The following is a 14,809-nucleotide window of genomic DNA, read 5'->3' as shown; positions in this document are numbered from 1 at the left end:
CCGCCTGCGGGCGCGGGGCGTGAATCGTTTACGACATCAGCTCCACAGCGGGCTGGTCCGCCCCAACCGGCCCGCCCGCGAGTACCGCTCGGCGGGACGGGCCGGTCGGCGCGAGATCAGCCTCGCAGCCAGACGGTCACGTCGGCCGGGACCGCGCCGTCGTCGTCCAGGGGCGCGCTGGCGGCGAGCACCTCGGCGCCGGCCGGCAGCGGCACCGGGGCGGCACCGAAGTTGGTCAGCACGGTCAGCTCACCATTGCGGAAGCTCAGCACCTCGTCGCCGGAGGACAACCACTCCAGGGTGCCGCGACCCAGCCCGTGGGCACGCCGCAACCGCAACGCCGCGCGGTACAGCTCGTACGTCGAACCGGGCACGTCGCGTTGGCGGTCCAGCGCGTACTCCGCCCAGAGCGCGGGCTGGGGCAACCAGCTCGCGTCGGTGGGCCCGAAGCCGTACGACGGGGCGTCGGCCTCCCACGGGATCGGCACCCGGCAGCCGTCCCGGCCGCGCTGGGTGTGCCCGCTGCGGACCCAGGTCGGGTCCTGCCGGGCCTCGTCGGGCAGGGTGGTGTGCTCGGGCAGCCCCAGCTCCTCACCCTGGTAGAGGTAGGCCGAGCCGGGCAGCGCCAGCATCAGCAGGGTCGCCGCCCGGGCCCGGCGCAGACCGAGTGCGGCGTCCGGCTGCGGGTCGCCGATGCCGATGCCGTTGGGGCGTACGGTGCCGACCGGCAGGCCGAGCCGGGAGGCGTGCCGCACCACGTCGTGGTTGGACAGCACCCAGGTGGTCGGCGCGCCGACCGAGTCGGTCGCCTCCAACGAACGGGTGATCACCGCGTACTGGGCCGGTGCGCTCCACGCGGCGAGCAGGTACTCGAAGTTGAACGCCTGGTGCATCTCGTCCGGGCGGACGTAGCGGGCCAGCCGCTCGGCCGGTTCCACCCAGGCCTCGGCGACCAGCACCCGCTCGCCGGGGTAGCTGTCCAGGACCTGCCGCCACTGCCGGTAGATCTCGTGCACGCCGTCCTGGTCCCACATCGGCGGGCGGGGCTTGTCGATCTCGTTGCCGGAGAGGATCTCCTGCGGCTCCTGCCAGTCGGCCAGGTCGGCCTGCTTGATGAGGCCGTGTGCCACGTCGACCCGGAAGCCGTCCACGCCGCGGTCCAGCCAGAAGCGCAGCACGTCCAGGAACTCCGCGTGCACCTCCGGGTTGTCCCAGTTGAGGTCGGGCTGCCCGGTGTCGAACAGGTGCAGGTACCACTGGCCGGGCTGCCCGTCGGCGTCGACCGTCCGGGTCCAGGCCGGACCACCGAAGACGCTCTGCCAGTCGTTCGGCGGCTGGTCGCCGGCCGGGCCGCGGCCGTCCCGGAAGATGTAGCGCGACCGTTCCGCGCTGCCCGGCGCGGCCGGCAGCGCGGCCCGGAACCAGCGATGCGCCGAGGAGGTGTGGTTCGGGACCAGGTCGACGATCACCCGCAGGTTGCGGGACCGGGCCTCGGCGATCAGCTTGTCCGCGTCGGCGAGGGTGCCGAACAGCGGGTCGATGTCGCGGTAGTCGGCCACGTCGTAGCCCGCGTCGGCCTGCGGCGAGGGGTAGAACGGGGAGAGCCACACCGCGTCCACGCCCAGCTCGACCAGGTGGTCGAGGCGGGCGGTGATGCCGGGCAGGTCACCGATTCCGTCTCCGTCCGAGTCGGCGAACGAGCGGGGGTAGATCTGGTAGATGGCGGCCTCGGTCCACCAGCCGGTGGCCGGTTGACCGGAGGGGGTCTGCTGCGTCGGGTCGGTGTTCAGGGTCGTCTCCCGTGTTGCGGTGTTTGGATTTCAGTGTGCCCGGGGCGGTGCGGTCGAATCCCGGACCACCAACCGAGTGGGCAGGACCACCGGAGTGTCGCAACCGGCACCCCGTTGACTGACGATGGGGGCCGGCGGTCGGGCCCCGAGCGGGTCGAGCAGCATCTGGGCGGCCAGCCGGCCCTGCTCGGCGGCGGGCTGGGCGACGGTGCTGAGCCCGAGCACACCGGCCAGGTCGTGGTCGTCGATGCCGACCACGCTGACGTCCTGCGGTACCCGCAGTCCGACGTCGCGCAGGGCGGTCATCGCGCCCATCGCCATCTCGTCGCAGGCGGCGACGATCGCGGTCGGTGGCTCGCCGCGGGCCAGCAGCTCGGCGGTGGCCCGGTTGCCGCCGTCGATGGTGAAGGTGGACTCGATGTCCAGGGTGGGGTCGGGTCGCAGGCCGGCGGAGCGTAACGCCGCCTGGTAGCCCCGGCGCCGGTCCAGGTGGGTGGTGAACGCCAACTCGTCGTCCGGGTCGCCGGAGATGTGGGCGATCCGGTGATGGCCGAGGTCGATCAGATGCTTGGTCGCGACCCGCGCGGCCGCCACGTCGTCGATCCGTACGCACGGCCAGTTGGGCACCCTGCTGCCCGAGCTGATGGTGACTCCGGGCAGTTCCAGGGTGGCCAGCGCGGTCAGGTCGGCCGGGCGCAGGGGCGTGGCGACCAGCATCATGGCGTCCACCCGCTTGTGCAGGTTGGCCGTACGCAGAACCCGCTGGCGGACCTGCTCCCGGCCGCCCAGGTTGTAGAGCAGCAGGTCGTAGCCGGACTGGTGGAGGTACTCCTCGACCGCCTCGACGACGGTGCTGAAGAACCAGCGGGTGATCCGGGGGACCACCACCGCAACCGTGCCGGTCCGGCCGCCGGCGAGTCGGGACGCGCTCGGCGAGACCTCGTAGTCGAGTTGCTCGGCGGCGGCGAGTACCCGGCGCCGGGTGGCGGCCGAGACCGTCGGCAGTCCGCGCAGCGCCCGCGAGACGGTGGCCGTGGACACCCCGGCCAGCCGGGCCACATCATCGATCCTCGTCACGGTTTCCCCCGCTCGGTGCCCGGAGCGTCCGCCGCCGCCCGAGGGGTCAGGCGGCGGCGGACGCGGGGGTCAGCCCTTGACGCTGCCGGCGAGCAGACCTCGCACGAAGAAGCGCTGCAGGGACAGGAACACGATGAGCGGTATGACGATGCTGACGAACGCACCGGCCGTCAGGCGCTGCCACTCGTTGCCCCGGGTGCCGGCCATCTCCGCGAGCCGGACGGTGAGCGGAGCGGTCTCGTCGCTGCCGCCCGCGAAGATCAGCGCGACCAGCAGGTCGTTCCAGACCCAGAGGAACTGGAAGATGCCGAACGCCGCCAGCGCCGGGGTGATCAGCGGCAGCACGATGGTGCGGAAGATCTTCGGGTGGGTGGCCCCGTCGACCCGGGCCGCCTCCATCAGGTCCCCCGGCAGTTGCGAGATGAAGTTGTGCAGCAGGAAGACGGCGAACGGAAGCGCGAAGCAGGTGTGGGCGAACCACACCTGGGCGAACTTCTGCTCGTCGACCAGGTCCCAGGCCGGCATCAGCGTGACGCCGCCGAGGGTGACCCCGGTGGAGAAGAACCTCAGCAGCGGCACCAGGGCCATCTGCAACGGCACGATCTGCAACGCGAAGATCGCGATGTAGACCCAGTCCCGGCCGCGGAAGTTGATCCACGCGAGCGCGTACGCGGCGAGGCACGCGAAGGCGAGCGGGAAGAGCACCGACGGGATGGTGATCGCCAGGGAGTTGATGAAGGAACCGGCGAGCTGCCCGGAGGAAGCCGACCGCCCGAACAGGACCTGCTCGTAGTTCTCGAAGGTGAACTGCGGGTTGGTGAACGAGGTCCACCAGCCGGTGGTCTTGATCTCGTCCTCCGGGCGGAGGGAGGAGACGAGCAGGCCGAAGGTCGGGATGGTCCAGACCACCGCGATGACGATCGAGACGAGCGTCGCGGTGCGGCTGTTCAACCGCTTGCGGACCCGGCCGGCCGTGGTGGTCGGGGTGCCGTCGGTCTTCTGGGTGCCGGCGGCGACGGTGGGCGTTGCGGTGGTCATCTCAGCCCTCCCGCTGTTGACGGAGGTTACGGATCTGGTAGATCACGACCGGGATGACCAGGATGAAGAGGAAGACCGCGAGCGCGGAACCCCGCCCGTTCTCGCTGTACCGGAACGCCTGGTTGTACATCTCGTTGGCGATCACGCTGGTGTCGTAGTTGCCGTTCGTCGAGGTCCGGACGATGTCGAAGACCTTGAGCGTGGCGATCGTGAGGGTCACCATCACGACGATCAACGCCGGTCGGATGCTCGGCATGGTGATCTGCCAGAACATCTGCCACGGGCTGACCCCGTCGAGCCGGGCGGCCTCGACGATGTCACCGGGGATCGCCTTGATCGCGGCGGAGAGCACCACCATGGCGAAGCCGGCCTGGATCCAGACCATGATGACGATCAGCAGCAGCGTGTTCAGTGGCGATTCGAGCAGCCACTGCTTGGGCTCACCGCCCAGGCTGACCACGATCTGGTTGAGCAGACCGATCTGGTCGCCCTCACCTCGGTAGGCGTAGACGAACTTCCAGATGATGCTGGCGCCGACGAAGGAGATGGCCATCGGCAGGAAGATCAGTGACTTGGCCACGGCCTCGAACCGGGCCTTGTCCACCAGTACGGCATAGATCAGGCCGAAGCCGGTCGCCACCAGCGGGACCAGGAGCACCCAGACCAGGGTGTTGACCAGAACCCGGACGATCGCGTCGTCAGAGAACATCCAGCCGAAGTTGTCCAACCCGACCCACTCCGTGCTGGTCCTGTTCATCAGGGAGAGCAGCACGGTGCGGATGGCCGGCACGACCAGACCGATGGTGAGCAGCAACAGCGTCGGCAGCAGGAAGAAGAGCGCGAAAATCCCCTCCCGCTGCTTGGGCCGACGGGGAAGTGGAGCACCGCCCACCGAGGCGGCGACGAGCTGCGCCTCCCGTCGCCGGGCGAACCAGGCCGGCACCACGTCGAGCAGCAGTAGGAGACCACCCACCACCAGCACGAAGGCGACCAGTCCGTACATCAGCATGAGGAGCTTCGGCTGCTGATCGGCGAAGTCGAACTCCATCAACCCTCCCTTCCGGGTCCACCTCGGCCGGTGGCCCGGCCCGCGTCAACGGACCGGGCCACCGCCGGGGATCACTTAGGCCAGCTGCTCTCGATGCCCTGGAGCACCGGGGCGGTCGCCTTGCCGTTCAGCCACTCGACCATGCCCTTCCAGAACGTTCCCGCGCCGACGCCGGCCGGCATCAGGTCGGATCCGTCGAAGCGGAAGGTGCCCGTCTTGTCCTGGAGGATCTGGACGGAGAGCTTGTCGATCGGGCTGGCGACGTTGGCGATGTCCAGCTTGTTGTTCGCCGTGACCCAGTTGCCGAGCTTCGCGCGGCTGTTCACGTACTCCGCCGAGACGAGGTAGGTCTGCACGGCCTGGACCTCGGGACGGTCGGCGTAGCCGACGACGAACTCGCCTGCGCCCAGCACCGGCTTGCCCTTGGACGGGTCGATGGTCGGGAAGTAGAAGGCGAACGCGTCGCCGTCCTCGGCCACCTTGGTGCCCTCGGGGAACTGGTTGGCGTAGAACGACGCCTGTCGGTGCATCGCGCACTTGCCGGTGGTCACCGGCAGGCCCGCCTCCTGGAAGGCGGTGGTGGTGATGCTCTTGACGCCGCCGAAGCCGCCGTTGACGTACTTCTCGTTCTTGAGGATGCTGCCGGCGCGGTCGACCGCGTCGACGATCTTCGGGTCGTTGAACGGGATGGTGTGGGTGGTCCACTGGTCGTAGACCTCGGGACCCTGCGTACGCAGGACCACGTCCTCGATCCAGTCGGTGGCCGGCCAGCCGGTGGCGTCACCGGACTCGACGCCCGCGCACCACGGCTTGATGCCGCTGGCGGCGATCTTGTCGCTCAGGGCGATGAGCTGGTCCCAGGTGGTCGGGACCTCCCAGCCCTTCTCCTTGAACGTCTTCGGCGAGTACCAGACGAAGGACTTCACGTTGGCGCCGAGGGGCACGCCGTAGAGCGTCCCGTTCACGGTGCCGTACTTCAGCCAGTCGGCCGGCATGTTCTGCTCGGCGAGGGCCTTGGTGTCGGCGCCGAGGGACTTCAGCTTGCCGGCGTCCGCGAAACGCTTCACCAGGCCCGGCTGCGGCACGAAGGCGATGTCGGGGGCGTTGCCACCGTCGACCCGAACGGGGAGCTGCGCCTCGAACTCGCCGCTGCCCTCGTAGTCGATCTCGATGCCGGTGCAGTCGGTGAACTGCGACCACGACCGCTCCAGCAGGTCGGCCTCGGCGTCACGGATGGACGCGTAGATGGAGACCTTCTTGCCGTCGTGACCCTGGTACTTCTCGTATGCGGCGCACTCCGCGGAGCCCGCTTTGCTGCTCTTCTTGTCGTCGCCGGTACCGCAGGCGGTGGCGCTGAGCGCCAGCCCGAGTACACCGGCGATCACGAAGGCCTGGCGTGGTCTGGTAAAGACCGCCATGCCGTCCTCCTTCCTAGCCGGCGCGGTCGTGCTGGTGACCTGTCGCCGGTCCGATTGGGCGTGCACACATGTAAGCGCTTGCATCCGGCCCGGTCCACCCCCTGTCAGACACGAGCGAGTAACAATCCGGAAACCTGCGGTCTGCCTGGTAGGCGCGCTCCCGGGACAAGCTGGGGACTCTTTCGAAGATTGACGATATCTGTCAGGCTAGGCCCCTCGGATCGAAGGTTTTCGACATAGGAGGAGCTGTATGCGAAAGCGGTGGATCAGCCTGCTGGTTACGGGTCTCTTCGTCGGGGGAGCGTTGGTGCCGGCGACCCCGGCCCTGGCCGCGCCGACCTTCAAGGTGCCGTTCCCGTGCGGCCAGTCCTGGTCCGGGCAGACCCGGTCGGACCACAGCCCGGCGTACGCGGTCGACTTCAACCGCACCGACGATCTCGGCGACCCGGTGGTCGCCAGCGCCCCCGGCACTGTCGACCGGGTTACCGACCTCGGTGGCACCAGCTACGGCAAGTACGTCCGGATCAACCACGGCGGCGGTTACAGCACCTACTACGCGCACCTCAACGGCTTCAACGTCTCGGTCGGGCAGACGGTCGGGTACGGCAAGGTGCTCGGTTGGGTCGGCAGCACCGGCGGCTCGACCGGCCCCCACCTGCACTACGAGCAGCGCCTCAACGGCGCCGACATCCAGGTGCGCTTCAACGGCACCCTCGCGCTGTACTGGGGCAGCAAGAGCTACACCAGTAACAACGGGTGCGCTTCGGGCAGCGGCAACGGCACTGTCGACACCAGTGGCACGCCGCTGATCGTCCGCTCCGGCCCCGGCACCGGGTACGCCTCGGTGGGCACCGTCGCCGACGGCACCCGGGTGACCATCGCCTGCCAGACCAGCGGCACCACGGTCACCGGCACGTACGGCACCAGCTCGATCTGGGACCGGATCGGCTCCGGCCGCTACATCGCGGACGCGTACGTGTACACCGGCTCCGACGGGTACATCCCCGGCGTGCCTCGCTGCTGACCTGGTGACGGCCACGGTCCCCGGCGGACGCCGCCGCCGGGGACCGTGCGGTCAGTTGTTCAGCTGCCAGATCGACAGGTTCAACGCGGCGGCGAAGGTGACCCAGGCCCAGTACGGCAGCATCAGTGCCGTCGCCACCCGGGACACCCGGGCGAACAGCATCACCGTCAGGCCGATCGCCAGCCACATCAGCACGATCTCGGCGAACGCCAGCCCGTACTGCCCGGCGCCGAAGAACAGCGGGGTCCAGATCGCGTTGAGCACCAGTTGGGCGGTCCACGCCCAGAGGGCGGGGGAGAAGCCGACCCGGCGCCAGACCAGCCAGCCGGCCACCGCGATCAGCGCGTAGAGCAGCGACCAGACCGGGCCGAACAGCCACGAGGGCGGGGCCCAGCTCGGCTGCCGCAGGCTCGCGTACTCCGCGGTGGTGCCCTGCACGCCCAGCCCGCCGATCGCGGCGGCGACGAAGACCGCGGCCGCGAAACCGGCGAGGGCCCACCACGCTCGCCGCCCGGAGGCCGCCGGCGCGTCCTGAGATATCTCCATCGTCGAGATATTTCCCCTCGGGGTCGGCTCAAACCGCCGAGCGGGAGGGCGGTTCACGAGGCCGGCCAGCCACGAAAAAGCGCCGGGGTCGCCACGGCCGATGCTTCTGTCGGGAGGACGAAGCTTCGGTCGCGGCGACCCCGGCGGGTCCCGGTTTTAAGGCGTATGAGCGCTAATTGAAGATGCTGACACCACCCGGGCCGACCAACAGCCCGACGACGATGAGGACGATGCCCCACAGGATCTGCCGGCGGAACAGCGCGAGGATGCCGGCGACCACGAGTACGACTGCGAGAATCCAGAGAATCAGCTCCATGACCTCTGACTACCCGACTGGCCGATCGGGGAAACCTGGTCGGTGTCGAGTTGATCGCCAACGTGAAAGACGCTGTACGCCTGCTTGATCACCGGGTGCGCGACGTTGCGGACGCGTACCCCGCCGGGGGTCGTGCCGCGCTCGGTGCCGGCGTGCGCGTGCCCGTGCACGGCGAGCGCCGTGGGCGCCGAGTCGATCGCCTGCCCCAACTGGTACGACCCCAGGAACGGGTAGATCTCCAACGGCTCGCCGGCCAGCGTGTCCGGCACCGGCGAGTAGTGGGTGAGCGCGACCAGCATGTCGCAGTCCAGTGAGCGCAGCGCCGCACCGAGACGGTCCGCGCTGTCGGTGGTGGTCCGCACGAAGGCCTTCATCTCCGGCTCGCCGAAGTCACTGGCGCACCGCCCGGCGAACCCGCCGCCGAAGCCCTTGACGCCGGCGATGCCGAGCCGGCCACCCGCGCAGTCCAGCACGACGCCGTTGCCCTCCAGCACTGTGATGCCTGCGTCCTCCAGCACCTTGACCACCTGTGGCACCTGGTCACACTGGTGGTCGTGGTTGCCCAGCACTGTCACCACCGGTACGGCCAACCCACCGAACTCCTCTGCCACGCAGCGCGCCTCGGCCTCGGTGCCGTGCCGGGTCAGGTCCCCGGCCAGCAGCAGCACATCGGCGCACTCCGGCAGTTCCTCCAGCGCCGGTCGGAACCGGCCGACCACGTCCTCGTCCAGATGCACGTCGCCCACAGCGGCAATCCGGATCACCATGGAACCTCCCTCAGGGCAGTTGCTCGATCTCCGTGGGCGCCTGGGCGCGGATCACCCCGATGTCGCTGGTGATCGGCACGTCCGGGAAGCGCTCGGACACCCGACGCAGGATCTCCTCCCGCCGGTGCGGACTCTCCACCTCGCCGTAGAGCACGAGGGCGCGTTCCCGTCGAACCACTGTGATCCCCTGTTCGGCGACGGCGGGGTCCTCGACGAGCAACCGTTGGATCTCCGCCTCGACGTATTCGTCCGGTGGCCCGGCGCCGATGTCGCGATGGTGGGTCACGATGTCCCCTCTCCTGGCTGGGTGCCGGCGGCCGGCACCACCTCCAGCCGGTCCAGCAGCACCAGGAACGCCTCGGCGTACGGCGAGTGCTGCGTCTCCTTGCGTACCCGTTCCCAGTCGATCTGCTCCCGCAGCGAGCGGGCCAGCGGCAGACCGCGGGCGAAGTCGCAGTAGTGCTGGGAGAAGCTGAGCAGTTTGTGCACCATCAGCTGGGTCGCGGACAGCACCGGCATGTGAATCGCGTCCACCGGTCGGATGACCGTGTCGGCGAACGTCTCCTCGGTCACCGGAGTCTCGATCGGCCGGTGGATGAGGTCCACCATCCGGCCGTCGTCGAAGACCTTCACCAACCAGTCCTCCGGCGGACGCTCGGCGATGAAGCCGGCGGCCACCAGGGCCTCCAGTGCCTCTTCCACGTCGGCCTCCCGGATCAGGAAGTCGACGTCGTGATCACTGGAGTGGCCCCCGTGGGCGTAGACCGCGAAGCTGCCGCCCAGGGCGAACGGAATCTCAGACTGCTTGAGCACGGCGGCGACCTTCTTGAGGGTGTGCACAAGACTCTCGTCTCCGCGCTCAGCCATCTGGTTCCTCCGTCGTCGTGTTGGTGGACCGGCGGTTGGATTTCAAACTCCGGTACCCGGCATTCCGGTCGTCCACACCTGGTGGTGTCTCGGTCGGGCGTCAACAGGGATGAACCACCACAAACCGCGCGGACCAGGTGCGTGGGTCGGATAACCTGTGGAGAGTGGCCAGATCATCGGGGATGCGACGACGCAAGGCCCGATTGCGCACCGTCGCCCTGATCGGGATCGACGGTTCGGGCAAGACCACGCAGGCACACCGGCTGGCCGACGCGCTGACCGCCGCCGGACGCCCCGCCACCTACCGCCGCAACGCCAGTGGCCGCCGCTGGCTCGGCCGGCTCGCCCAACGCCTCGGTCGGCCGGACGCCCAACGGCTCGTCGGTCGCGACGGCGTGCTGGCCGTGGAGTCGGTGCTGCGCTGGCTGGCCATCGCCATCGCCCTGCTCAGCTGTCTGCTCACCGGCCGGACGGCGGTGATGGACCGCTACTCGGCCTGCCAGTACGCGAGCATCCGGGCGCACGGCGGGCAGCGCTGGGAGCGGCTCGCCCGGGCCGGCTACCGGCTGTTCCCGACGCCGCAGGTGACCTTCCTGCTCGCCGTCGACCCGGCGGAGGCGTACCGGCGCATCGAGGAACGCGGCACCGACCACGAGACGATGGGGTGGCTGACGGCCGCCGACACCGCCTACCGGGCACTGCCCGAGTACCCCAGCTTCGTGCTGGTGGACGCGGGCCGCCCGGCCGAGGAGGTGACCGAGCAGATTCAGGCGCACCTGGAGACCTGGCTACCGTCGTCCGCCTCGGGCGGAGAGGACGTCGGCCCGGTGGTGGTTCAGGCCCGCCCGTAGACCGGCACTGTGGCGCCACTGGTCGGGGCGGAATCGGCCGACGCGAGGAACCGGATCACCGGCGCGATCTCGGCGGGAGTAACCCAGCGGGAATGGTCGGCGTCGGGCTGGGCCGCCCGGTTCGCCGGGGTGTCGATGACGCTGGGCAGCACGGTGTTGCAGCGCACGTTCTGCGACCGGTACTCCACCGCGACCGCGTTGGCGAAGGCCAGAACCGCCGCCTTGGCCGTCGAGTAGCCGGCCGCGCCGCGGAACGGGGTGACCGCCGCGCGGGCCGAGACGCAGACCACCGCGCCGCCGCCGGACGCCACCAGGTGCGGGAGCGCGGCCTGGGTGACCAGGTAGGTCGGCCGCAGGTTGACGGTGAGCATCCGCTCGAACTCATCGACCGGCGTCTCGTGCACCAACCCGCCGCTGGCGTACCCCCCGACGAGGTTTACCACCGCGCGCAGTGGCGCCGCCGGTTCGCCGGCCGCGGCCTCGACCGCCTGCGCCGCACCCGCCGGCTCGCCCAGGTCCGCGACCACCCGGACCAGTCCGGCCGCCGCCGGCTCCGACCCGGGCCGGGCTTTCCGCTCCGGTACGACCACCCGCCAGCCCGCCTCGACGAACGCGGTCACGACCGCCCCGCCGAGCCCGCCGGAACCCCCGGTAACCAACACGCTGCCCTGTCCCATACGCCCCACGCTAGTGCCCCGCCCCTTCGAGCCCCTCCGTCGATCATGAAGTTGTTGCCGTGACACGCCGAGCTGAGTGGCAACAACTTCATGATCGAGGTCTGCCGTCGGCAGATTGGTTGGGATGTTCGGACCTTGGGGGCGCAGGATCGGCGGATGCGGATCCTCATTCTCGGTGGCACCCGGTTCCTCGGTCGGGCGACGGCACGGCTCGCCGTCGAACAGGGGCACGAGGTGACCTGCGCGGCCCGGGGCGTGTCCGGGGCGGCGCCGGCCGGGGCGCGGTTCGTGGCGGCCGACCGCGATGATCCCGAGTCGCTCGTCCCGCTCGCCGCCGCGGGCTTCGATGCCGTGGTCGACGTGACCCGCCAGATCAGCCACGCCCGGCACGCCCTGTCCGCGCTCGCCGACCACGTCGGCCACTGGTCGTTCGTGTCGACGATCTCGGTGTACGCGGACTACACCACCCCGGGCCAGACCGCTGCGGACGCGCCGATCCTGGCGCCGGCCCCGCCGGACGTGGACGGTCCGGTCGGCCCGGACCACCGCTGGTACGGCGAGTGCAAGGTGAGCATCGAGGAGCTGGTCCGGGAGCGGATGGGCGTGGACCGTTCGTTCATCTGCCGGGCGGGGCTGATCGTCGGGGCGGAGGATCCGAGCGATCGTTTCCCGTACTGGGTGCGGCGGCTGTCGGCCGGTGGCGAGGTGCTGGCCCCCGGGCACCCGACCGATCGGGTGCAGTTCGTGGACGTCGCCGATCTGGCCGGTTGGCTGTTGCACGCCGCCGGCACCCGCCTCGGCGGCACGTACGACGGCAGCGGTCCGGCGATGTCCCGGGCCGAAATGTTGGCCGGGGTGGCCGCCGGGCTGGGCATCGCCGAGCCGGCCTTCACCTGGGTCGACCAGGAGTTCCTGCTGTCCAACGACGTACGCGAGTGGTCGGGGGAGCGGGCGCTGCCACTCTGGGTGCGGCTGCCGGAGACCGCCGGCCTGATGGACCGGGACGTCCGGCCGGCCCTGGACGCCGGTCTGACGGTCCGTCCGCTGGCCGATACCGTTCGGGCGACAGCGTCCTGGATGGCCGCGCACCCGGCGGCCGTCCGGCAGGGTGGACTGGACCCGGCGGATGAGGCGGCGATCCTGGGGAAGTGGCAGGCTGTGCGGGACCGGTGATCCCGGCGATCGAAGTTTCCCCCACCTCGGACAGTCATAGTTGACGCTCACGCCTGGTGAAAGTAAGTTTCATCCGTGGCGAAGAGTGCGAAGATTTCTGCGAGTCACGAGCCCGGTGGGCTGATCGTCCACATCAGTGGGCTGTTGCCATCGCTGTCGCCCGCCGAGCAGCGGGTCGCCCGGTTGGTGGTCTCCGACCCGGCGGCCGCCGCCCGTCGGACAATCACCGACCTCGCCACCGCAGCCGAGACATCCGAGGCGACCGTCATCCGGTTCTGCCGTTCGGTCGGCATGGACGGTTACCCCCAACTGCGCATCCGCCTCGCCGCCGAGGCCGCCCGCCGGATCGAGCCACCGGACGCCCGAGTGGTCGGCGGTGACATCCCGCCCGGCGCCGACCTCGCCCAGATCATCGCCACCATCGCGTTCAACGACGCCCGCGCCGTCGAGGAGACCGCCGAGCAACTCGACCCCGCCGTCTGCGAGCAGGTGGTCGAGGCGATCAGCGGTGCCGGTCGGATCGACATCTACGGTGCCGGCGCCAGTGGGTTCGTCGCCTCGGACTTCCAGCAGAAGCTGCACCGCATCGGCCGGATCGCCTTCTACTTCCCGGACGTGCACACCGCGCTGACCTCGGCCGCTCTCCTGGGCCGGGGAGACGTGGCGATCGGCATCTCGCACACCGGCACCACCTCGGACGTGATCGAGGTGCTGGAGCAGGCCCGTACCCGCGGTGCCGCGACAGTGGCGCTGACCAACTTCCCGCGCTCGCCGATCACCGACGTGGCGGACTTCGTGTTGACCACGGCGGCCCGGGAGACCACCTACCGCTCCGGCGCGACGGCCAGCCGGCTGGCCCAGCTCACCGTTGTCGACTGCCTTTTCGTCGGGGTGGCCGCCCGCAACCGGGCCCGGGCCCGCAAGGCCCTGGAGGCGACCGCCGAGGCGGTCCAGTCGCACCGGGTGGGTGCCAACCGGAGGCGGGCATGACGGCCGGTGCGGAGATGCCCGCACGACCCGCTCGCCCCACGGTCCGGGTGGGTGCCCCCACCGAACGGCGTAACCCGCTCAGCGTCGACCTGGACCTGATGTCGACCCGGGACGTCCTCACCGTGATCAACGAGGCGGACCGGCGGGTGCCCGCGGCGGTCGCCGCGGTGCTCGACGAGATCGCCACCACCGTCGACCTGGCGGTCGCGGCGCTTCGCGGCGGCCACCGGGTGCACTACTTCGGGGCCGGCACCTCCGGCCGACTGGGTGTGCTCGACGCGGCCGAACTGGCCCCCACCTTCAACTCGCCCCGACACTGGTTCTGCGCGCACCTCGCGGGAGGCCCGGACGCCATGTGGCGGGCCGTCGAGGACGCCGAGGACGACGACCGGGGCGGCGCGGTCGAAGCGGCCAGTTGTGTACGGGCCGGGGACCTGGTGGTTGGTCTGGCGGCCAGCGGACGCACCCCGTACGTCCTCGGGGCGCTTGCCTCGGCCCGCGCCAAGGGCGCCTCTACGGTGCTGCTCTGCGCCAATCCGGAGGCGGAGGCCGCCCGGTCGGTCGACGTGTTCATCGGGGTGGACACCGGACCCGAGGTGGTCACGGGGTCGACCCGGATGAAGGCGGGCACAGCGCAGAAGTTGGTGCTCAACACGTTCTCGACCGCCGTCATGGTGCGCCTGGGGCGGGTCTACTCGAACCTCATGATCGATATGGTGGCCACCAACGCGAAACTCCGCGGACGAATGATCTCGATTCTGGTCGAGGCCACCGGTTGCTCGGAGGAACTCTGCCGGCAGGCCCTCACCGAGGCCGACGGTGACCTGAAGACGGCGCTCGTCGCCCTCGTCTCGGGCGCCGAGATCGACGCCGCCCGGGCCGCGCTGGCCCGCTCGGCCGACCAGGTGCGCGGCGCCCTCGCCCTGCTCGCCTCCTAGCGCCACCCGGGCCGGGAAGCGAACGGGCCCTCGGATTGTTCATCTGGCCGGGGGGTAATAACACCCCCGTGAATGAACCAACCGGTCCACGGGTGCGTATCTGGCAGTGACCAGGATCGCATCGCGGTGGTGACCCGGGTCGCTGTGCCCCCACGGCGGGCGGTGTTGCCATGGTGCGGTAACCCGTACGTGGTGCCCAGTGGCGAGCCACCCGATGGGGTGCTGACAGCAAACATGGACCGTGCTCTCAGCTACTACTCAGGCATTCGTGACACTTTCGACTCACGAC

15 protein-coding genes and 1 pseudogene are annotated in these 14,809 nt (G+C 70.1%); 5 read left to right on the top strand and 11 right to left on the bottom strand.

Annotation, left to right across the window (positions count from 1 at the left end):
- Positions 1 to 116: 116 nt before the first annotated feature.
- The 5 genes from MED15_RS29665 to MED15_RS29645 all read right to left on the bottom strand — a co-directional run bounded on the left by MED15_RS29665 (position 117) and on the right by MED15_RS29645 (position 6,371).
- Positions 117 to 1,790, bottom strand: coding sequence for a glycoside hydrolase family 13 protein (locus MED15_RS29665; RefSeq protein WP_112697975.1), 1,674 nt, complete (start codon positions 1,788 to 1,790; stop codon positions 117 to 119).
- Between the two features lie 30 nt (positions 1,791 to 1,820).
- Positions 1,821 to 2,867 carry a LacI family DNA-binding transcriptional regulator gene (locus MED15_RS29660; protein WP_112584074.1) on the bottom strand — a complete coding sequence of 349 codons (1,047 nt, stop codon included), beginning with the start codon at positions 2,865 to 2,867 and terminating at the stop codon, positions 1,821 to 1,823.
- A gap of 69 nt (positions 2,868 to 2,936) precedes the next feature.
- Positions 2,937 to 3,905 carry a carbohydrate ABC transporter permease gene (locus MED15_RS29655; protein WP_112584075.1) on the bottom strand — a complete coding sequence of 323 codons (969 nt, stop codon included), beginning with the start codon at positions 3,903 to 3,905 and terminating at the stop codon, positions 2,937 to 2,939.
- Between the two features lies 1 nt (position 3,906).
- Complete coding sequence (locus MED15_RS29650; protein ID WP_112584076.1) at positions 3,907 to 4,953, bottom strand: carbohydrate ABC transporter permease; 1,047 nt, start codon at positions 4,951 to 4,953, stop codon at positions 3,907 to 3,909.
- Between the two features lie 71 nt (positions 4,954 to 5,024).
- Positions 5,025 to 6,371 (bottom strand): ABC transporter substrate-binding protein, encoded by a 1,347-nt coding sequence (locus MED15_RS29645; protein WP_112584077.1) that lies wholly within the window; start codon positions 6,369 to 6,371, stop codon positions 5,025 to 5,027.
- Positions 6,372 to 6,621: 250 nt separating this feature from the next.
- Here MED15_RS29645 and MED15_RS29640 point away from each other — a divergent pair, with 250 nt between their 5' ends.
- Positions 6,622 to 7,395 (top strand): M23 family metallopeptidase, encoded by a 774-nt coding sequence (locus tag MED15_RS29640; protein WP_112737529.1) that lies wholly within the window; start codon positions 6,622 to 6,624, stop codon positions 7,393 to 7,395.
- Positions 7,396 to 7,446: 51 nt separating this feature from the next.
- Here MED15_RS29640 and MED15_RS29635 read toward each other — a convergent pair whose 3' ends face one another.
- The 5 genes and pseudogenes from MED15_RS29635 to MED15_RS29620 form a co-directional block, all read right to left on the bottom strand.
- A complete protein-coding gene (locus MED15_RS29635; protein WP_112584079.1) occupies positions 7,447 to 7,941 on the bottom strand; it encodes a TspO/MBR family protein in 495 nt (164 codons plus the stop codon).
- Positions 7,942 to 8,113: 172 nt separating this feature from the next.
- A complete protein-coding gene (locus MED15_RS33680; RefSeq protein ID WP_007464364.1) occupies positions 8,114 to 8,257 on the bottom strand; it encodes a GPGG-motif small membrane protein in 144 nt (47 codons plus the stop codon).
- Positions 8,248 to 9,024, bottom strand: coding sequence for a metallophosphoesterase family protein (locus MED15_RS29630; RefSeq protein WP_091405690.1), 777 nt, complete (start codon positions 9,022 to 9,024; stop codon positions 8,248 to 8,250). Before MED15_RS29630 ends, MED15_RS33680 begins: the two co-directional genes overlap by 10 nt.
- Positions 9,025 to 9,034: 10 nt before the next feature.
- The gene (locus MED15_RS29625; protein WP_091405686.1) at positions 9,035 to 9,310 is read right to left on the bottom strand and encodes a hypothetical protein; all 276 of its coding nucleotides are present in this window, start codon (positions 9,308 to 9,310) and stop codon (positions 9,035 to 9,037) included.
- A pseudogene (locus tag MED15_RS29620) lies at positions 9,307 to 9,894 on the bottom strand (nucleotidyltransferase family protein); the annotation flags it as partial. The pseudogene MED15_RS29620 and the gene MED15_RS29625, both read right to left, overlap by 4 nt.
- Before the next feature lie 179 nt (positions 9,895 to 10,073).
- Here MED15_RS29620 and MED15_RS29615 point away from each other — a divergent pair.
- Positions 10,074 to 10,742, top strand: coding sequence for a dTMP kinase (locus tag MED15_RS29615; RefSeq protein WP_112584081.1), 669 nt, complete (start codon positions 10,074 to 10,076; stop codon positions 10,740 to 10,742).
- Here MED15_RS29615 and MED15_RS29610 read toward each other — a convergent pair.
- Positions 10,727 to 11,419 (bottom strand): SDR family NAD(P)-dependent oxidoreductase, encoded by a 693-nt coding sequence (locus MED15_RS29610; protein ID WP_112737527.1) that lies wholly within the window; start codon positions 11,417 to 11,419, stop codon positions 10,727 to 10,729. The genes MED15_RS29615 and MED15_RS29610 overlap by 16 nt on opposite strands.
- 156 nt (positions 11,420 to 11,575) lie before the next feature.
- Between MED15_RS29610 and MED15_RS34600 the strand changes: the two genes are divergently transcribed.
- The 3 genes from MED15_RS34600 (at position 11,576) to murQ (ending at position 14,520) form a co-directional block, all read left to right on the top strand.
- Positions 11,576 to 12,592: an NAD-dependent epimerase/dehydratase family protein gene (locus MED15_RS34600; RefSeq protein WP_112584083.1), complete on the top strand. Its 1,017-nt coding sequence runs from the start codon at positions 11,576 to 11,578 to the stop codon at positions 12,590 to 12,592.
- Between the two features lie 75 nt (positions 12,593 to 12,667).
- Complete coding sequence (locus MED15_RS29600) at positions 12,668 to 13,582, top strand: MurR/RpiR family transcriptional regulator (RefSeq protein WP_091405675.1); 915 nt, start codon at positions 12,668 to 12,670, stop codon at positions 13,580 to 13,582.
- Positions 13,579 to 14,520 (top strand): N-acetylmuramic acid 6-phosphate etherase, encoded by a 942-nt coding sequence (gene murQ, locus MED15_RS29595; protein ID WP_112584084.1) that lies wholly within the window; start codon positions 13,579 to 13,581, stop codon positions 14,518 to 14,520. Before MED15_RS29600 ends, murQ begins: the two co-directional genes overlap by 4 nt.
- Positions 14,521 to 14,809 lie beyond the last annotated feature (289 nt).

This window comes from Micromonospora noduli, assembly GCF_003264475.1.
In the GTDB taxonomy this organism is placed as follows: domain Bacteria; phylum Actinomycetota; class Actinomycetes; order Mycobacteriales; family Micromonosporaceae; genus Micromonospora; species Micromonospora noduli.
This window is presented reverse-complemented; position numbering and strand designations above follow the sequence as displayed.

Excerpts from the sequence above, each read along its gene's own strand:
- MED15_RS29655 (WP_112584075.1), bottom strand. The coding sequence starts at position 3,905 with ATGACCACCGCAACGCCCACCGTCGCCGCCGGCACCCAGAAGACCGAC.
- MED15_RS29630 (WP_091405690.1), bottom strand. The coding sequence starts at position 9,024 with ATGGTGATCCGGATTGCCGCTGTGGGCGACGTGCATCTGGACGAGGAC.
- MED15_RS29650 (WP_112584076.1), bottom strand. The coding sequence starts at position 4,953 with ATGGAGTTCGACTTCGCCGATCAGCAGCCGAAGCTCCTCATGCTGATG.
- MED15_RS29610 (WP_112737527.1), bottom strand. The coding sequence starts at position 11,419 with ATGGGACAGGGCAGCGTGTTGGTTACCGGGGGTTCCGGCGGGCTCGGC.
- MED15_RS29640 (WP_112737529.1), top strand. The coding sequence starts at position 6,622 with ATGCGAAAGCGGTGGATCAGCCTGCTGGTTACGGGTCTCTTCGTCGGG.
- MED15_RS34600 (WP_112584083.1), top strand. The coding sequence starts at position 11,576 with ATGCGGATCCTCATTCTCGGTGGCACCCGGTTCCTCGGTCGGGCGACG.
- MED15_RS29645 (WP_112584077.1), bottom strand. The coding sequence starts at position 6,371 with ATGGCGGTCTTTACCAGACCACGCCAGGCCTTCGTGATCGCCGGTGTA.
- MED15_RS29615 (WP_112584081.1), top strand. The coding sequence starts at position 10,074 with ATGCGACGACGCAAGGCCCGATTGCGCACCGTCGCCCTGATCGGGATC.
- MED15_RS33680 (WP_007464364.1), bottom strand. The coding sequence starts at position 8,257 with ATGGAGCTGATTCTCTGGATTCTCGCAGTCGTACTCGTGGTCGCCGGC.
- murQ (WP_112584084.1), top strand. The coding sequence starts at position 13,579 with ATGACGGCCGGTGCGGAGATGCCCGCACGACCCGCTCGCCCCACGGTC.
- MED15_RS29635 (WP_112584079.1), bottom strand. The coding sequence starts at position 7,941 with ATGGAGATATCTCAGGACGCGCCGGCGGCCTCCGGGCGGCGAGCGTGG.